Source organism: Variovorax sp. DXTD-1 (assembly GCF_003984625.1).
In the GTDB taxonomy this organism is placed as follows: Bacteria; Pseudomonadota; Gammaproteobacteria; order Burkholderiales; family Burkholderiaceae_C; genus Variovorax.
This window is the reverse complement of sequence record NZ_RWKH01000018.1, coordinates 121,928-136,600: the sequence shown is the minus strand read 5'-3', so window position 1 is coordinate 136,600 and position 14,673 is coordinate 121,928. Positions and strand designations below refer to the sequence as shown.

The window sequence follows — 14,673 nt, the reverse complement described above, 5'->3', positions numbered from 1 at the left end:
GGCCAAGCCCACGAACACGTTCTGCACGTCGTCGTTCGCGTCGATGGCCGCCAGGAAGACTTCCACCTCTTCCAGGTGTTCGGCGCTGAGGCTGGCAGGATCGACCGGGTTCTTGGGCTTGTAGCCCAGCTTGGCCGAGAGCACGGTGAAGCCCTGGGCCGGCAGCGCGCGGCTCACGAGGTCGAGATCGGTGGGGTCGGTCAGGAACACGGTGGCACCGTTCTCGCCGGCCGGCTCGAAATCTTGCGCACCCGCTTCGATGGCGGCCACTTCGGCGTCGGCGTCGGGCCGCGAGGGCTCGGCCTCGATCATGCCCAGATGGTCGAAATCCCATGACACCGAGCCCGAGGTGCCCAGCTGGCCCTTGCGGAACAGCACGCGCATTTCAGGCGCGGTTCGGTTCACGTTGTCCGTGAGGCATTCGATCATCACGGGCACCTGGTGCGGCGCAAAGCCTTCGTAGATCACATGCTCGAAGTTCACCGCCTCGCCTGTGAGCCCGGCGCCTTTCTTGATGGCGCGGTCCAGCGTGTCCTTGGGCATCGAGACCTTGCGGGCCTGCTCCACCACCAGCCGCAGCCGTGCGTTCGAGGCCGGATCGGCGCCGCTGCGCGCGGCGATCATGATTTCCTTGGCCAGCTTTCCGAACAGCCGGCCCTTGGCATTGGCGGCCAGGTCCTTGTGCTTTGCTTTCCACTGTGCGCCCATGCTGATGTTCCTGTGTGTTGTGTGTACGGCGTTGCTGGACAGCCGGTTTGGGGCGACTACTTTAGCCGCAGCCCGCGGGCTGCGATTTTCTTCCAGGCAGCTCGGGTCTTGCGCCTCCTGGCCTTCCATTGTTTCCGTTCTGTGAACGCCGAGGTTCCTTTTAATGAGGGTTTTTACTTAGAGAACGGCGCACAATTCATCTCACAGACCGGCCCCAAGCCGATCTGGGTGAACAGGGCCCCGAGCGAGGTGGCCGCCCCCCGAAGGGACGGTGACCCACCCAAGACCGGTTCGAAATCATCCAAAGTCAAAACTGAACTGAATTGAAGGAAATCAAAATGAACGCCTCGAAGATCCTCTCCGCCGTTGCTGTTGCCCTCATGGCCGTTGCCGGTGCCGCCCACGCCGAAACCTATGAAGGCGTGCATCAACTGACTTCGGCCGCCAGCCGCGCCGAAGTCGCCAGCCAGGCCGTGGTTGCCGCGCACAGCGCCAACCCCTATGCCACCGGCGCCAACGCAGGCCCGGCCCAAGTGTTCGTTTCGTCGACCAGCCGCGATGCAGTCCGCGCCGACGCCGTTGCAGCCGCCCGCAGCGCTGATCCGTATGCCGAGGGCGCTTCGGCTGGCGTGGCACCCATCGTTGCCAGCACGGTGGACCGCGCCACGGTGCGTGCCGCAGCCCGCGCTGCTGCTCGCGGCGACTCGCTGCCGCTGTAATCCTCGGCGCGCGTCCGCTCCAGAAGCCGGCCATGCGAAAGCGTGGCCGGCTTTTTCCTTTTCTGTCTTGTCGTCAGCGCTCGGCGGCCAGCCGCAGCTCGGCCAACAGCGGGTCGGACCAGGGCGACCAGAAGTCCGCCGGCGTGTCTTCCAGGGATATCCACTGCACATCGGTCCAGGCCGGCAGGTAGGCCGTGGCCGTTTCCTCGCCTTCGACTTCCAGCACGGCGCCGTCGAAGCCGCGCGGGTACACGCCGGGTGCCCGGCCTGAGCTGCCTACCAGAGCATGGAATAGCCTGCACGAGCAAGGACCGCCGGATCGCGCGATCATCCGGCCCATGATTCCGTTCTCGATCCTCGACCTCTCCCCGATCACCGAGGGCAGCGACGCCGCGCAGTCGTTCCGCAACTCGCTCTCGCTCGCGCAGCACGGCGAAAAGCTCGGCTACACGCGCTACTGGCTGGCCGAGCACCACGGCATGCCGGGCATTGCGAGCGCCGCGACCGCGGTGCTGCTGTCTTACATCGGGGCGGGCACCTCGACCATCCGCATCGGCGCCGGCGGCGTGATGCTGCCCAACCATTCGCCGCTGGTGATTGCCGAGCAGTTCGGCACGCTGGAGTCTCTGTATCCGGGGCGCATCGACCTCGGCCTGGGCCGCGCGCCCGGCTCCGACCAGCGCACCGCGCGCGCGCTGCGCCGCAATCTCGAGTCCGACGCCGATCGCTTTCCGCAGGACGTGGTCGAGCTGATGGACTTCATGTCCAAGGAACCGCAGCAGCCCGTGCGCGCGGTGCCCGGCGCGGGGCTCGAAGTGCCGGTGTGGATTCTGGGCTCGAGCACCTTCGGCGCCCAGCTGGCCGCGCACCTGGGCCTGCCCTATGCGTTTGCCTCGCACTTTGCGCCGCAGCAGCTCATGCAGGCGATCCAGATCTATCGCGAGACCTTCAAGCCCTCGGCCCAGTTGCAGAAGCCGTATGTGATGCTGGGCTTCAACGTGTTCGTGGCCGATACCGATGAAGAGGCGGAATTCCGCGCCACCTCATGGCAGCAGGCCTTCGTGAACCTGCGCAGCGGCCGGCCGGGGCGCCTGCCGCCGCCTGTCGAAAACTATCGGCAGAAGGTCGGCCCGGCGGAGAACGCGCTGCTCGACTCGGTGCTGTCGTGTTCGGCCGTGGGCTCTCCCGCCAGGGTGCGCGAAGGCGTGCAGGCCTTCATCGAACGCACGGGCGCCGACGAGCTGATGATCACCTCGCAGGTGTTCGACCACGTGGCGCGGCTGCGCTCGTACGAGCTGTTGGCCGGCCTGCGCAGCCAGGGCTGATTTCCCCCACGCCGCCGCCCCGGGGCGCGGGGCTGGGACAATGGCGGGCTTATGGAAAAGCAACGGATCGTGGTGGGACTGAGCGGCGGAGTCGATTCCGCGGTGACGGCGCACCTGCTCAAGAAGCAGGGGCACGAGGTGGTCGGCATCTTCATGAAGAACTGGGAAGAAGACGACGACAGCGAGTACTGCTCGTCGAACATCGACTTCGTGGACGCCGCCAGCGTGGCCGACGTGCTGGGCATCGAGATCGAACACGTCAATTTTGCGGCCGACTACAAGGACCGCGTGTTCGCCGAATTTTTGCGCGAATACAAGGCCGGCCGGACGCCCAACCCCGACGTGCTGTGCAATGCCGAAATCAAGTTCAAGGCCTTTCTCGACCATGCGATGCGGCTGGGCGCCGAGAAGATCGCCACTGGCCACTACGCGCGCGTGCGGCTGAACGAGGCCACGGGCAAGCACGAACTGCTCAAGGGGCTCGACCCGTCCAAGGATCAGAGCTATTTTCTGCATCGGCTTAACCAGGCGCAGCTGTCGAAAACGCTGTTCCCCGTCGGCGAACTGCACAAGACGGAAGTGCGCCGCATTGCCGAAGAGATCGGCCTGCCCAACGCGAAGAAGAAGGATTCGACCGGTATCTGCTTCATCGGCGAACGGCCGTTCCGCGAGTTCCTGAACCGCTACATCTCCAAGGAGCCGGGGCCGATCAAGGACGATCGCGGCCGCAAGCTCGGAGAGCACCAGGGCCTGAGCTTCTACACGCTGGGCCAGCGGCAGGGGCTGGGGATCGGCGGTGTCAAGGACAAGAGCGCGCAGCGCGGGTCGGGCGACCACTCGCCGTGGTTCGTGGCGCGCAAGGACGTCGAGAAGAACACGTTGTGGGTGGTGCAGGGGCATGACCATCCCTGGCTGCTGTCTTCCGCGCTCACGGCGGGCGATGCGAGCTGGGTTTCCGGCGAGGCGCCCGGGCCCGGCAGCTATGGCTCGAAGGCGCGCTACCGCCAGGCCGATGCGGCCTGCGACATGGCCAACGTGGAGGATGCCGGTAGCGAAGCGGCCTTCAGCCTGCGCTTCGGCGAACCGCAGTGGGCCGTCACGCCCGGCCAATCGGCCGTGCTCTACGACGGCGAGCGCTGCCTTGGGGGCGGCGTCATCGTCTGATTCGCCTTCGCGCAGTGCCGCTTGTCAGCGCACCGATTCATCGACGTGGATCAGATCGAGCGGATACCGCTTTCCGGCCAGATAGTCTTCCACGCACTGCAGGAGCAGCGGGCTGCGGTGGCGCGGCACGCTGGCGCGGATTTCATCGGCGCTCATCCACACGGTGCGCACAATGCCTTCGTCCAGCGGCCGGCCTGCTTCTTCGGGGCCGAGCGTTCCGGCAAAGGCAAAGCGCATGTAGGTCACGTCTTCCTTGCTGCCGGTGCGGTGACTAGAGCGCGCCATGTAGATGCCGATCAGCGCGGTGGGCGTGAAGGCATGGGCGGTTTCTTCGAGCGTTTCGCGGGCGCAGCCCTCGACGGGCGATTCGCCGGGGTCGAGGTGCCCCGCCGGCGTGTTGAGCCTGAGGCCTTGGGCCGTGTGCTCCTCGATCAGCAGAAAGCGGCCGTTCTGTTCGATGACCGCGGCCACGGTGACATTGGGTTTCCAGCGCGAGGTCGTCATTTGCAGGGCGTTTTCTAGCGCAGCATATAGCTGCTGAAGCGCCAGATGCGATAGCGGTCCAGGTGAAAGCTCACGAGTTCGCGCACGGTGCCATCCGGCTTGTTGCTGAAACGGGTCTCGTACTCGATGCTGACATATTGTCCGGCCGTGTCGGCGTCCGGGTCGGCCGCGGCCTTGCGGTTGACTGCCACCCAGGTTCGCAGCAAAGGCGCGCCGAGCGCCGAGCGGCTCCGAAAAACCTTGGAGAGAGAGTCGGTGCGGGCCACGCGCTTTCGGGCGGCCGGGGTGGCGCCGTCCCAGAGTTCCTCGACCTTGCCCCGGTCGATCATCTGGGGCAAACCTTTGCTGGCCTACCGGGCGAGACTGCTGGAATGGGTGGCCGGCTCGACCGTTTCCAGCCGATAGCCCATGCCGTAGATGGCCAGCAGCAGGAATCCGCTCGAAGGACGCAAGGCGAGCTTGGTTCGCAGCCGCGAGATATGGGTGTCGAGCGACCGCGAGAGCGCTTCCACGCCAAGCCCCCATACCGCCTCGTGAAGATACTCGCGCGACAGCAGGCGGCCCAGGTTCTGGAACAGGAACAGGGCCAGTTCGTACTCGCGGTTCTTCAGGTCGACCTGCACGCCCTTGACCTTGAGGATGCGCGAAGGCGGATAGAAGTGGTAGTCGCCGAACACCAGCTCGGCTTCGTGCTGGGCGGGGTACGACCGGCGCAGCAGGGCATTGACGCGGGCTTCGAGTTCCTTGGCGCGGTCGGGGTTGGCCATGAAATCGTCGGCGCCGGCATTGAGTCCTTCGACCACGTCGGGGTCGTCGCGTTGGGCGTTGACAAAAAGGATGGGCAGGCGACTCTTGAGGTCGTTGCGCACGGTCTTCACCACGTCGATGCCGCGGATGTCGGGCAGGCCCCAATCGAGAATCAGCAGATCGAAGGTTTGCCGGCGCAGCGCCTGCAGCAGTGTGTGCCCTTCGGTGTAGGGGTGGCATTCGTGCCCGAACCCCGCCATTGCCTGGTTGATCAGTTGAAGCTGATCAGGCTCGTGATCAAGTACTGCAATACGCATTCCATCCCCTTCTGCCGACCTTGCCGGCTCTGAGCCGTCGAAGAAGAAGTGTATCTATCTGCGTCTGGGGTAATAAAGGTTGCCTCCAATTAATGCACGTTATTGAAGTTTTTCCCTGCAAACTGAGGGCAGTTGGGAACAATTGAAAACATATCTGCGCTTGAGGCGGTTTGGCGCCCTCTGCTTTCGCGCGCGGCTGAAGCTGGCTTCCCGGGATGGCGGGAGTCCCTCAGGAAAACAGCGGGCTCGCCAGCCGCATGACCCGCGCAGACCGGGGGCAGCGTTTCCACCCAGCGGCACCGCTAGCATTTATGTAGCTACAAACGCAATGATCACGGTCATCAAGCGCCAATAGATACTGCGATTCAGGCGACAGTGATGCCCGTAATCTTGCTGTAAGCTCTGCCCGCGTTCCGTGTTGCCCTTGCCCTGAGGAGATCTCTATGCTGATAGGCGTGCCTGCCGAGACGACGGCCAGCGAAACCCGTGTGGCCGTTACACCCGAGACGGTAAAGAAACTTGTCACTGCGGGGCACACCATTCGCGTGCAGTCCGGAGCCGGCGTTGCAGCCAGCGTCACCGATGCCGCCTACATTGCAGCCGGCGCTGAAATCACCGACGTGGCGGGCGCCTTCGGGGCCGACATGGTGCTCAAGGTGCGCTCGCCGAACGACGCCGAAGCCGCGCTGATGAAGCCGGGCACCGTCGTCATCGGCATGCTGAATCCTTTCGACGCCGCCGGCCTCCAGCGGCTGGCCACGGCCGGGCTCACGGCCTTTGCGCTCGAAGCCGCACCGCGCACCACCCGGGCCCAGAGCATGGACGTGCTCAGCTCGCAGGCCAACATTGCCGGCTACAAGGCCGTGATCATGGCGGCCGACAAATACCAACGCTTCTTCCCCATGCTGATGACCGCCGCCGGCACCGTGAAGGCGGCGCGCGTGGTCATCCTGGGCGTTGGCGTGGCCGGCCTGCAGGCGATTGCCACCGCCAAGCGCCTGGGCGCGGTCATCGAGGCTTCGGACGTGCGCCCGAGCGTGAAGGAACAGATCGAATCCCTGGGTGGCAAGTTCATCGAGGTGTCCTACGACACCGATGAAGAGAAAGAGGCCGCGGTCGGCGTCGGCGGCTATGCCAAGCCCATGCCTGCGAGCTGGCTCGCGCGCCAGCAGGTCGAGGTGGCCAAGCGCGTGGCATTGGCAGACATCGTCATCAGCACCGCACTCATTCCCGGGCGCGCGGCACCCACGCTCATCACCGAGGACATGGTCAAGTCCATGAAGCCCGGCTCGGTCATCGTCGACATTGCTGCCGGCAAGGGCCCGGACGGCGTGGGCGGCAACTGCCCGCTGTCGGAGGCCGACCGCACGGTGGTGAAGCACGGCGTGACCATCGTGGGCGAAACCAATCTTCCCGCGCTGGTGGCGGCCGATGCGTCGGCGCTCTATGCGCGCAACGTGCTGGACTTCCTCAAGCTCATCGTCACCAAGGAGGGCGCGCTCAAGATCGACCTCGAGGACGACATCGTCGCCGCCTGCCGCGTTGCGCACGACGGCCAGGTCACGAAGAAGTAAGCGGCCCCCAGCGTTCGAACGAGGAGAAGAACCCATGGACATCGTTTCCCACACAGTCATCAACCTGATCATCTTCGTGCTGGCCATCTACGTGGGCTACCACGTGGTGTGGACGGTGACGCCCGCGCTGCACACGCCGCTCATGGCGGTGACCAACGCGATCTCGGCCATCGTGATCGTGGGCGCCATGCTCGCGGCGGCGCTCACCGAAACCGGTCTGGGCAAGACCATGGGCGTGCTGGCGGTGGCGCTGGCCGCGGTGAACGTCTTCGGCGGCTTCCTCGTCACGCGGCGCATGCTCGAGATGTTCAAGAAGAAAGAAAAGAAGGCCGCACCCAAGGCTGAAGAGGGAGTCGCCAAGTGAGCATGAATCTCGTCACGCTGCTGTACCTCGTTGCCAGCATCTGCTTCATCCAGGCCCTGAAGGGCCTGTCCCATCCCACCACCTCCATCCGCGGCAACATCTTCGGCATGACCGGCATGGCCATTGCCGTGCTGACGACCGGTGCGCTCATCTACAAGCTGGCCGGCGGCAACCTCACGGGCCTGGGCTACGTGCTGGTTGCGCTGGTGCTGGGCGGCGGCCTGGGCGCCTACATGGCCAACAAGGTCGAGATGACCAAGATGCCCGAGCTGGTCGCCTTCATGCACAGCATGATCGGCCTGGCCGCGGTGTTCATCGCGGTGGCGGCCGTGGCCGAGCCCTACGCCTTCAACATCACGCCCAAGGGCGAGATGATTCCCGCGGGCAACCGGCTCGAGCTGTTCCTGGGCGCGGCCATTGGCGCCATCACTTTCAGCGGCTCGGTCATTGCGTTCGGCAAGCTGTCGGGCAAGTACAAGTTCCGCCTGTTCCAGGGCGCGCCGGTGCAGTTTGCCGGCCAGCACATGCTGAACCTGGTACTCGGCGTGGCCACCATCGGGCTGGGCCTGGTGTTCATGTTCACCGAAAGCTGGCCCGCCTTCTTCGCGATGCTGGTGCTGGCCTTCGTGATGGGCGTGCTCATCATCATTCCCATCGGCGGGGCCGACATGCCGGTGGTGGTGTCCATGCTCAACAGCTACTCGGGCTGGGCGGCCGCGGGCATCGGCTTCAGCCTGAACAACGCAATGCTGATCGTGGCCGGTTCGCTGGTGGGCTCTTCGGGCGCGATCCTGAGCTACATCATGTGCAAGGCCATGAACCGCTCGTTCTTCAACGTGATCCTGGGCGGCTTCGGCGGCGACGCTGCCGCGGCCACGGGCGGCGCGAAGGAGCAGCGGCCGGTCAAGAGCGGCAGCGCCGACGACGCGGCCTTCGTGCTGGGCAATGCCGAGACGGTGGTCATCGTGCCGGGCTACGGCCTGGCGGTGGCACGTGCGCAGCATGCGGTGAAGGAGTTGGCGCAAAAGCTCACCGAAAAGGGCATTACCGTGAAGTACGCCATTCACCCGGTGGCGGGCCGCATGCCCGGCCACATGAACGTGCTGCTGGCCGAGGCCGAAGTGCCTTACGACCAGGTGTTCGAAATGGAAGACATCAACGGTGAATTCGGCCAGGCCGACGTGGCCATCATCCTGGGCGCCAACGACGTGGTGAACCCGGCCGCGCACACCAAGGGCAGCCCGATCTACGGCATGCCGATCCTGGAGGCCTACAAGGCCAAGACGGTGATCGTGAACAAGCGCTCCATGGCGGCGGGCTATGCCGGCCTGGACAACGAGCTCTTCTACATGGACAAAACGATGATGGTCTTTGGCGATGCGAAAAAAGTAGTGGAAGATATGGGCAAGGCCATCGAATAGGCCAAAGGTTCCGCGCCCGCGCAGTGCGGGCCCGATCATCGCGGCGCCATCAAGTGCGCCGTTTTCGTTTTTCAAAACTCGATTTGGAGGAGACACATCCATGACCGATCGTCCCTGGCTGGGCAGCTACCCGCAAGGCGTGCCTGCCGATATCGATCCTTCCCAGTACCCGTCGCTGGTGGCGCTCATGGAAGAGAGCTTTACCAAGTACGCCGACCGCACGGCCTACAGCTTCATGGGCAGGGACGTGAGCTACGGGGAGACCGACAAGCTCAGCAGGGCCTTCGCGGCTTACCTGCAAGGCCTGGCGCTGGCCAAGGGTGACCGCGTCGCGGTCATGATGCCCAACTGCCCGCAGTATCCGATTGCGGTGGCGGCCATCCTGCGCGCCGGCCTGATCCTGGTGAACGTCAACCCGCTGTACACGCCGCGTGAGCTCGAGCACCAGCTCAAGGATTCGGGTGCGAAGGCGATCGTCATCATGGAAAACTTCGGCACCACGCTGCAGCAGTGCATTGCGGCCACGCCCATCAAGCACATCGTGCTGGCGGCCATGGGCGACCGGCTCGGTTTCCTGAAAGGCGCGCTCGTCAACTACGTGGTGCGCAACGTCAAGAAGCTGGTGCCCCAGTTCAGCCTGCCGGGCGCGGTGCGCTTCAACGATGCGCTCGACCAGGGCGCGAGCCGCACGCTTCAGGTGCCGGTCATCGGCCCCGACGACGTGGCCGTGCTGCAGTACACCGGCGGCACCACGGGCGTGTCGAAGGGCGCGGTGCTGCTGCACCGCAACGTGATCGCGAACGTGCTGCAGTCCGAAGCCTGGAACGAGCCCGCCATGGCGCAGGTTCCGGCCGGCGAGCAGCCCACCGGCGTCTGCGCGCTGCCGCTGTATCACATCTTCGCCTTTACGGTGGGCATGATGCTGAGCATGCGCACGGGCGGCAAGCTCATCCTCATTCCCAATCCGCGCGACCTGGCGGGCGTGCTGAAGGAACTCTCCAAGCACACGATCCACACCTTCCCCGCCGTCAACACGCTGTTCAACGGACTGGCGAACCATCCCGATTTCAACACCGTCAACTGGAAGAACCTCAAGGTCTCGGTCGGCGGTGGCATGGCCGTTCAGGCCGCTGTGGCAAAGCTCTGGCTCGAGAAAACCGGTTGCCCCATCTGCGAGGGCTACGGCCTTTCCGAAACCTCGCCTTCGGCCACCTGCAACCCGACCGACAGCAAGGCCTACACCGGCACCATCGGCCTGCCGCTGCCGAGCACCTGGCTCAAGCTGCTCGACGACGAGGGCCGCGAAGTGCCGCCGGGCCAGCCGGGCGAAATCGCGATCAAGGGTCCGCAGGTCATGGCGGGCTACTGGCAGCGGCCCGACGAAACCGCCAAGGTCATGACGGCCGACGGCTACTTCAAGACCGGCGACATCGGCATGGTCGACGAACGCGGCTACTTCAAGGTGGTCGACCGCAAGAAGGACATGATCCTGGTGTCGGGCTTCAACGTGTACCCGAACGAGGTCGAAGACGTGGTGGCGCAGATTCCGGGCGTGCTCGAATGCGCCGCGGTCGGCATCGTCGACGAGAAGACCGGCGAGGCCGTCAAGCTCGTGATCGTCAAGAAGGACCCTTCGCTGACCGAAGCGCAGGTTCGCGAATACTGCAAAGCAAACCTAACGGGTTACAAGCAGCCGAGGATCGTGGAGTTCCGCACCGACATGCCGAAGACACCCGTCGGAAAGATCCTGCGGCGCGAGTTGCGCGACGCCAAAAAGTAAGGGTTCGGCCCGGGTCGGGCGGCGGCATCGATCTTGCATATTGCGGGTCGATGCTTCGCTTCCTACTCACGCGCGTGAGCTTGCTGGTGCCGACCTTCATCGGCATGACGCTGCTTGCCTTCTTTCTCATCCGGCTGGTGCCGGGCGACCCCATTGAAACCATGGCCGGCGAGCGCGGGATCGACCCCGCACGCCACGCCCAGCTGCGCACGGCCTACGGCTTCGACGAGCCGGTGATCGTGCAATACGGCATCTACATCGGCCGTGTGCTACAGGGCGACCTCGGCAAATCACTCATCACACAGGAATCGGTGATGAGCGAGTTCCTGGCGCTGTTCCCGGCCACGATGGAGCTGGGCGTGTGCGCAATTGCCTTTGCGTTGCTGCTGGGGCTTCCGGCCGGCATTCTTGCGGCGGTGCGCCGCAACTCCATCTTCGACCACGGCGTGATGGCCACGTCGCTCACCGGCTATTCGATGCCGATCTTCTGGTGGGGGCTGCTGCTGATCCTGTTTTTCTCGGTGCAGCTGGGATGGACGCCCGTTTCAGGCCGCATCTCGGTGCAGTATTTCGTCGAGCCGCAGACCGGTTTTCTCTTGATCGACGCGCTGCGCGCCGGCGAGACCGATGCCTTCTGGTCCGCGCTGCATCACCTGATTCTTCCGGCGATCGTGCTCGGCACCGTGCCGCTTGCTGTCATCGCGCGCATGACGCGCTCGGCCATGCTCGAGGTGCTCGGCGAAGACTACATTCGCACCGCGCGTGCCAAGGGCCTCTCGCGGTTTCGGGTGGTCGGGCTGCACGCGCTGCGCAATGCGCTGATCCCGGTGGTCACCGTCATCGGCCTGCAAGTGGGCGTGCTCTTTACGGGGGCGATTCTCACCGAGACCATCTTCTCCTGGCCCGGCGTGGGCAAGTGGCTCATCGAGGCCATCGGGCGGCGCGACTATCCGGTGCTGCAGGGCGGCATGCTGCTGCTCGGCGGCATCGTGATGCTGATCAACCTGCTGGTCGACGTGACCTATGGCGTCATCAATCCACGCATCCGGCACTGACTGACCCCATGGCAACGACACACGCAGTTTCAAGCAGTGCAGGGGGCTCGGCACCCCCCGGCCCCTGGCGCGAGTTCTGGACGGCCTTCTCGGCCAACCGCGGCGCGGTGATCGGCCTTGCCACCATCGTCCTGCTGTTGTTCGTCGCGCTGTTCGCGCCGTGGATCGCGCCGCATGCGCCCAACGAGACCAACAGCGCCATCTTCCTGCTGCCGCCGGCATGGCAGCAGGGCGGCTCCGCGAGCTACCTGCTGGGCACCGACGCCATCGGGCGCGACATTCTTTCGCGCCTGATGTACGGCGCACGCCTCTCGCTGTCCATTGGCGTCGCCGTGGTGGCGCTGTCGGTGGTCGTCGGCGTGGTGCTCGGGCTGGTCGCGGGCTTCTTTCGCGGCGTGCTGGAGATCGCGATCATGCGGATGATGGACATCGTGCTCACGATGCCCAGCCTGCTGATGGCCATCGTGATCGTCGCGATTCTCGGGCCGGGGCTGATCAACGCCATGGTCGCGGTTGCCATCGTCGTGCTGCCGCATTACGTGCGCATCACGCGCGCGGCGGTCATTGCCGAGATCTCGCGCGACTACGTGACCGCGGCGCGCGTGAGCGGCGCCGGCACGCTGCGGCTGATGTTCCGCGAAGTGCTGCCCAACTGCGCGGCGCCGCTGATCGTGCAGGCTTCGCTCGGCATCTCCACCGCCATCCTCGACGCGGCAGCGCTGGGCTTCATCGGCCTCGGCGCGCAGCCGCCTTCGCCCGAATGGGGAACGATGCTCGCCGACGCACGCGAGTTCGTGCTGCGCGCCTGGTGGGTCGTCACCTTTCCGGGCCTGGCGATTCTTGCGGCCGTGCTGGCCTTCAACCTGCTCGGCGACGGCCTTCGCGATGCGCTCGACCCGAAGCTCAAGAGATGAACATGCTCCTGGACATCAAGGACCTGCACGTCGAATTTCCCACCCAGGGCGGCGTGCTGCACGCGGTCGATGGCGTGAGCCTTTCGCTCGAGGAAGGCGAGGTGCTCGGCATCGTCGGCGAATCGGGCTCGGGCAAGAGCGTGACGATGATGGCGCTGATGGGGCTCGTCGGTTTTCCGGGCCGCGTGCGCGCGGCCCACATGCGCTTTGCGGGCAAGGAGCTGCTCGGCATTTCCGACAAGGCGCGCCGCACGCTGGTCGGCAAGGAAGTCGCCATGATCTTCCAGGAGCCGACCACCAGTCTCAACCCCTGCTTCACCATCGGCTTCCAGCTCATGGAAACGCTGCGGCTGCACCTGCATCTGGACAAGCGCACCGCAAGGAAGCGCGCAACCGAGCTGCTCGAGCAGGTCGGCATACCCGCCGCTTCATCGCGCCTGGGCAGCTATCCGCACCAGCTTTCGGGCGGCATGAACCAGCGCGTGATGATCGCGATGGCGATTGCCTGCAACCCGCGCCTGTTGATTGCCGACGAGCCGACCACCGCGCTCGACGTGACCATCCAGGCGCAGATCCTCGACCTGCTGCGCGAACTGCAGAAAGAGCGCGGCATGGCGCTGGTGCTCATCACGCACAACATGGGCGTGGTCAGCGAAATGGCGCAGCGCATTGCGGTGATGTATGCGGGCCAGGTCATGGAGCAGCAGCGCGTGGATCGCCTCTTCGCAAATCCGCAGCACCCCTACACCGAGGCCTTGCTCGCCGCTCTGCCCGAACGCGCCGCGCCGGAGGGGCGGCTGGCCACCATCGCGGGCGTAGTGCCGGGCGTGCACGACCGGCCGGAGGGCTGCCTCTTTGCGCCGCGCTGCAGCTACGTGACAACCAAGGCCTGCAACGTGCGGCCGGCGCTGCGTGCGGCGGCATCGCAGCCAGGCGCGCAGGTGCGCTGCCACTTTCCGCTCGGCGAGCCGGGGCGCATGGCGGCCATCGAGGCGGATCGGCCCAAGGTGACGGAGGCATTGTCGTGAGCGCGCTGCCGGGCGACGTCGTCGTGGAGGCGCGCAACCTGCAGCGCACCTACGACGTGCGGCGTGGCCTGTTCCGCCCGCCGGCGCAGTTGCGCGCGGTGGGCGATATTTCGTTTCGCATCGAGCGCGGCCGCACGCTCGCCGTGGTCGGCGAATCGGGCTGCGGCAAGTCCACGCTCGCGCGCATGGTCGCGCTGATCGAAAAGCCGACCGCCGGGCAGCTCACGCTGGTCGGCCACGACGCGGTGAGCCCCCAGCCCGACCAGCGGCGCGAGCTGCGGCAGGCTGTGCAGCTGGTGTTCCAGAACCCCTATGGGTCGCTCAATCCGCGCAAGAAGATATCGACCGTGCTGGAGGACCCGCTCGCCATCAACACGAGCCTTGGCAAGCCGGAGCGCGCCGCCAGGGCCCGCGACATGCTGGCGCGCGTGGGCCTGCGGCCCGAATACGCGAACCGCTATCCGCACATGTTCTCGGGCGGCCAGCGCCAGCGCATCGCCATTGCACGCGCACTCATGCTGGAGCCTCGCCTGCTGGTGGCCGACGAGCCGGTGTCGGCGCTCGACGTGTCGATCCAGGCGCAGGTGCTGAACCTGCTGGCCGACCTGCAGGCCGAACTCGGCCTGGCCTATCTCTTCATTTCGCACGACCTCGGCGTGGTGCGGCACATTGCGCACGATGTGCTGGTGATGTACCTCGGCCATGCGGTGGAGCAGGGGCCCAAGGCGCGCATCTTTGCGCGGCCGCTGCACCCTTACACGCAGGCGCTGCTTGCTTCCACGCCGGGCTTGAGCAGCCAGCGCATCGTGCTCAAGGGCGAGCTGCCTTCACCGCTCAACCCGCCCACGGGCTGCGTCTTCAGCACGCGCTGCCCGCATGTGACGCAGCGCTGCCGCGATGAGCGGCCCTTGCTGCGCGCGCTCGACGAGCGGCTGGTGGCCTGCCACTACGCCGAGAAGTTTCTCGACGGCTCGCCCCCGGTTCGCGCCGATGTGCCGTTGTCTCCGCCGTTCGCCGCGCCCGTGGCGGCGAATCTCTAGTTCTCTTCCACCG

16 protein-coding genes are annotated in these 14,673 nt (G+C 65.6%); 11 read left to right on the top strand and 5 right to left on the bottom strand.

What is annotated here, in order from left to right; genetic code table 11:
- Positions 1-708: YebC/PmpR family DNA-binding transcriptional regulator (locus EJI00_RS17855; protein WP_148110641.1), on the bottom strand; the 708-nt coding region annotated here is incomplete at its 3' end.
- A 338-nt stretch (positions 709-1,046) separates the two neighbouring features.
- Between EJI00_RS17855 and EJI00_RS17850 the strand changes: the two genes are divergently transcribed.
- Positions 1,047-1,427 carry a helicase SNF2 gene (locus EJI00_RS17850; protein ID WP_126748835.1) on the top strand — a complete coding sequence of 127 codons (381 nt, stop codon included), beginning with the start codon at positions 1,047-1,049 and terminating at the stop codon, positions 1,425-1,427.
- Between the two features lie 73 nt (positions 1,428-1,500).
- Here the strand turns inward: EJI00_RS17850 and EJI00_RS17845 are convergent, their stop codons facing one another.
- Positions 1,501-1,680: a hypothetical protein gene (locus EJI00_RS17845; protein ID WP_126748834.1), complete on the bottom strand. Its 180-nt coding sequence runs from the start codon at positions 1,678-1,680 to the stop codon at positions 1,501-1,503.
- A gap of 85 nt (positions 1,681-1,765) precedes the next feature.
- Between EJI00_RS17845 and EJI00_RS17840 the strand changes: the two genes are divergently transcribed.
- Positions 1,766-2,752, top strand: coding sequence for an LLM class flavin-dependent oxidoreductase (locus tag EJI00_RS17840; protein ID WP_126748833.1), 987 nt, complete (start codon positions 1,766-1,768; stop codon positions 2,750-2,752).
- Between the two features lie 51 nt (positions 2,753-2,803).
- Positions 2,804-3,916: a tRNA 2-thiouridine(34) synthase MnmA gene (mnmA, locus tag EJI00_RS17835; protein ID WP_126748832.1), complete on the top strand. Its 1,113-nt coding sequence runs from the start codon at positions 2,804-2,806 to the stop codon at positions 3,914-3,916.
- 24 nt (positions 3,917-3,940) lie between these two features.
- Here mnmA and EJI00_RS17830 read toward each other — a convergent pair whose 3' ends face one another.
- The 3 genes from EJI00_RS17830 to EJI00_RS17820 are packed head-to-tail and all read right to left on the bottom strand — an operon-like array spanning position 3,941 to position 5,484.
- On the bottom strand, positions 3,941-4,420 hold the full coding sequence (locus EJI00_RS17830) for an NUDIX hydrolase (RefSeq protein WP_126748831.1): 480 nt from the start codon (positions 4,418-4,420) through the stop codon (positions 3,941-3,943).
- 14 nt (positions 4,421-4,434) lie between these two features.
- On the bottom strand, positions 4,435-4,749 hold the full coding sequence (locus tag EJI00_RS17825) for a DUF4019 domain-containing protein (protein WP_126748830.1): 315 nt from the start codon (positions 4,747-4,749) through the stop codon (positions 4,435-4,437).
- A 21-nt stretch (positions 4,750-4,770) separates the two neighbouring features.
- Complete coding sequence (locus EJI00_RS17820) at positions 4,771-5,484, bottom strand: response regulator transcription factor (protein WP_126748829.1); 714 nt, start codon at positions 5,482-5,484, stop codon at positions 4,771-4,773.
- Positions 5,485-5,927: 443 nt separating this feature from the next.
- Between EJI00_RS17820 and EJI00_RS17815 the strand changes: the two genes are divergently transcribed.
- The 8 genes from EJI00_RS17815 (at position 5,928) to EJI00_RS17780 (ending at position 14,660) form a co-directional block, all read left to right on the top strand.
- The gene (locus tag EJI00_RS17815) at positions 5,928-7,058 is read left to right on the top strand and encodes a Re/Si-specific NAD(P)(+) transhydrogenase subunit alpha (RefSeq protein ID WP_126748828.1); all 1,131 of its coding nucleotides are present in this window, start codon (positions 5,928-5,930) and stop codon (positions 7,056-7,058) included.
- A 34-nt stretch (positions 7,059-7,092) separates the two neighbouring features.
- Complete coding sequence (locus EJI00_RS17810; protein WP_126748827.1) at positions 7,093-7,422, top strand: NAD(P) transhydrogenase subunit alpha; 330 nt, start codon at positions 7,093-7,095, stop codon at positions 7,420-7,422.
- Positions 7,419-8,843 (top strand): NAD(P)(+) transhydrogenase (Re/Si-specific) subunit beta, encoded by a 1,425-nt coding sequence (locus EJI00_RS17805; RefSeq protein WP_126748826.1) that lies wholly within the window; start codon positions 7,419-7,421, stop codon positions 8,841-8,843. The genes EJI00_RS17810 and EJI00_RS17805 overlap by 4 nt, the downstream gene beginning before the upstream one ends.
- A gap of 100 nt (positions 8,844-8,943) precedes the next feature.
- Positions 8,944-10,623 (top strand): long-chain-fatty-acid--CoA ligase, encoded by a 1,680-nt coding sequence (locus EJI00_RS17800; RefSeq protein WP_126748825.1) that lies wholly within the window; start codon positions 8,944-8,946, stop codon positions 10,621-10,623.
- Positions 10,624-10,673: 50 nt separating this feature from the next.
- Positions 10,674-11,678 carry an ABC transporter permease subunit gene (locus EJI00_RS17795; RefSeq protein ID WP_126748824.1) on the top strand — a complete coding sequence of 335 codons (1,005 nt, stop codon included), beginning with the start codon at positions 10,674-10,676 and terminating at the stop codon, positions 11,676-11,678.
- Positions 11,679-11,686: 8 nt separating this feature from the next.
- Positions 11,687-12,592 (top strand): ABC transporter permease subunit, encoded by a 906-nt coding sequence (locus tag EJI00_RS17790; RefSeq protein WP_126748823.1) that lies wholly within the window; start codon positions 11,687-11,689, stop codon positions 12,590-12,592.
- Positions 12,589-13,620 carry an ABC transporter ATP-binding protein gene (locus tag EJI00_RS17785; RefSeq protein ID WP_126748822.1) on the top strand — a complete coding sequence of 344 codons (1,032 nt, stop codon included), beginning with the start codon at positions 12,589-12,591 and terminating at the stop codon, positions 13,618-13,620. The genes EJI00_RS17790 and EJI00_RS17785 overlap by 4 nt, the downstream gene beginning before the upstream one ends.
- Complete coding sequence (locus tag EJI00_RS17780; RefSeq protein WP_312846483.1) at positions 13,617-14,660, top strand: peptide ABC transporter ATP-binding protein; 1,044 nt, start codon at positions 13,617-13,619, stop codon at positions 14,658-14,660. The genes EJI00_RS17785 and EJI00_RS17780 overlap by 4 nt, the downstream gene beginning before the upstream one ends.
- Positions 14,661-14,673: the final 13 nt, after the last annotated feature.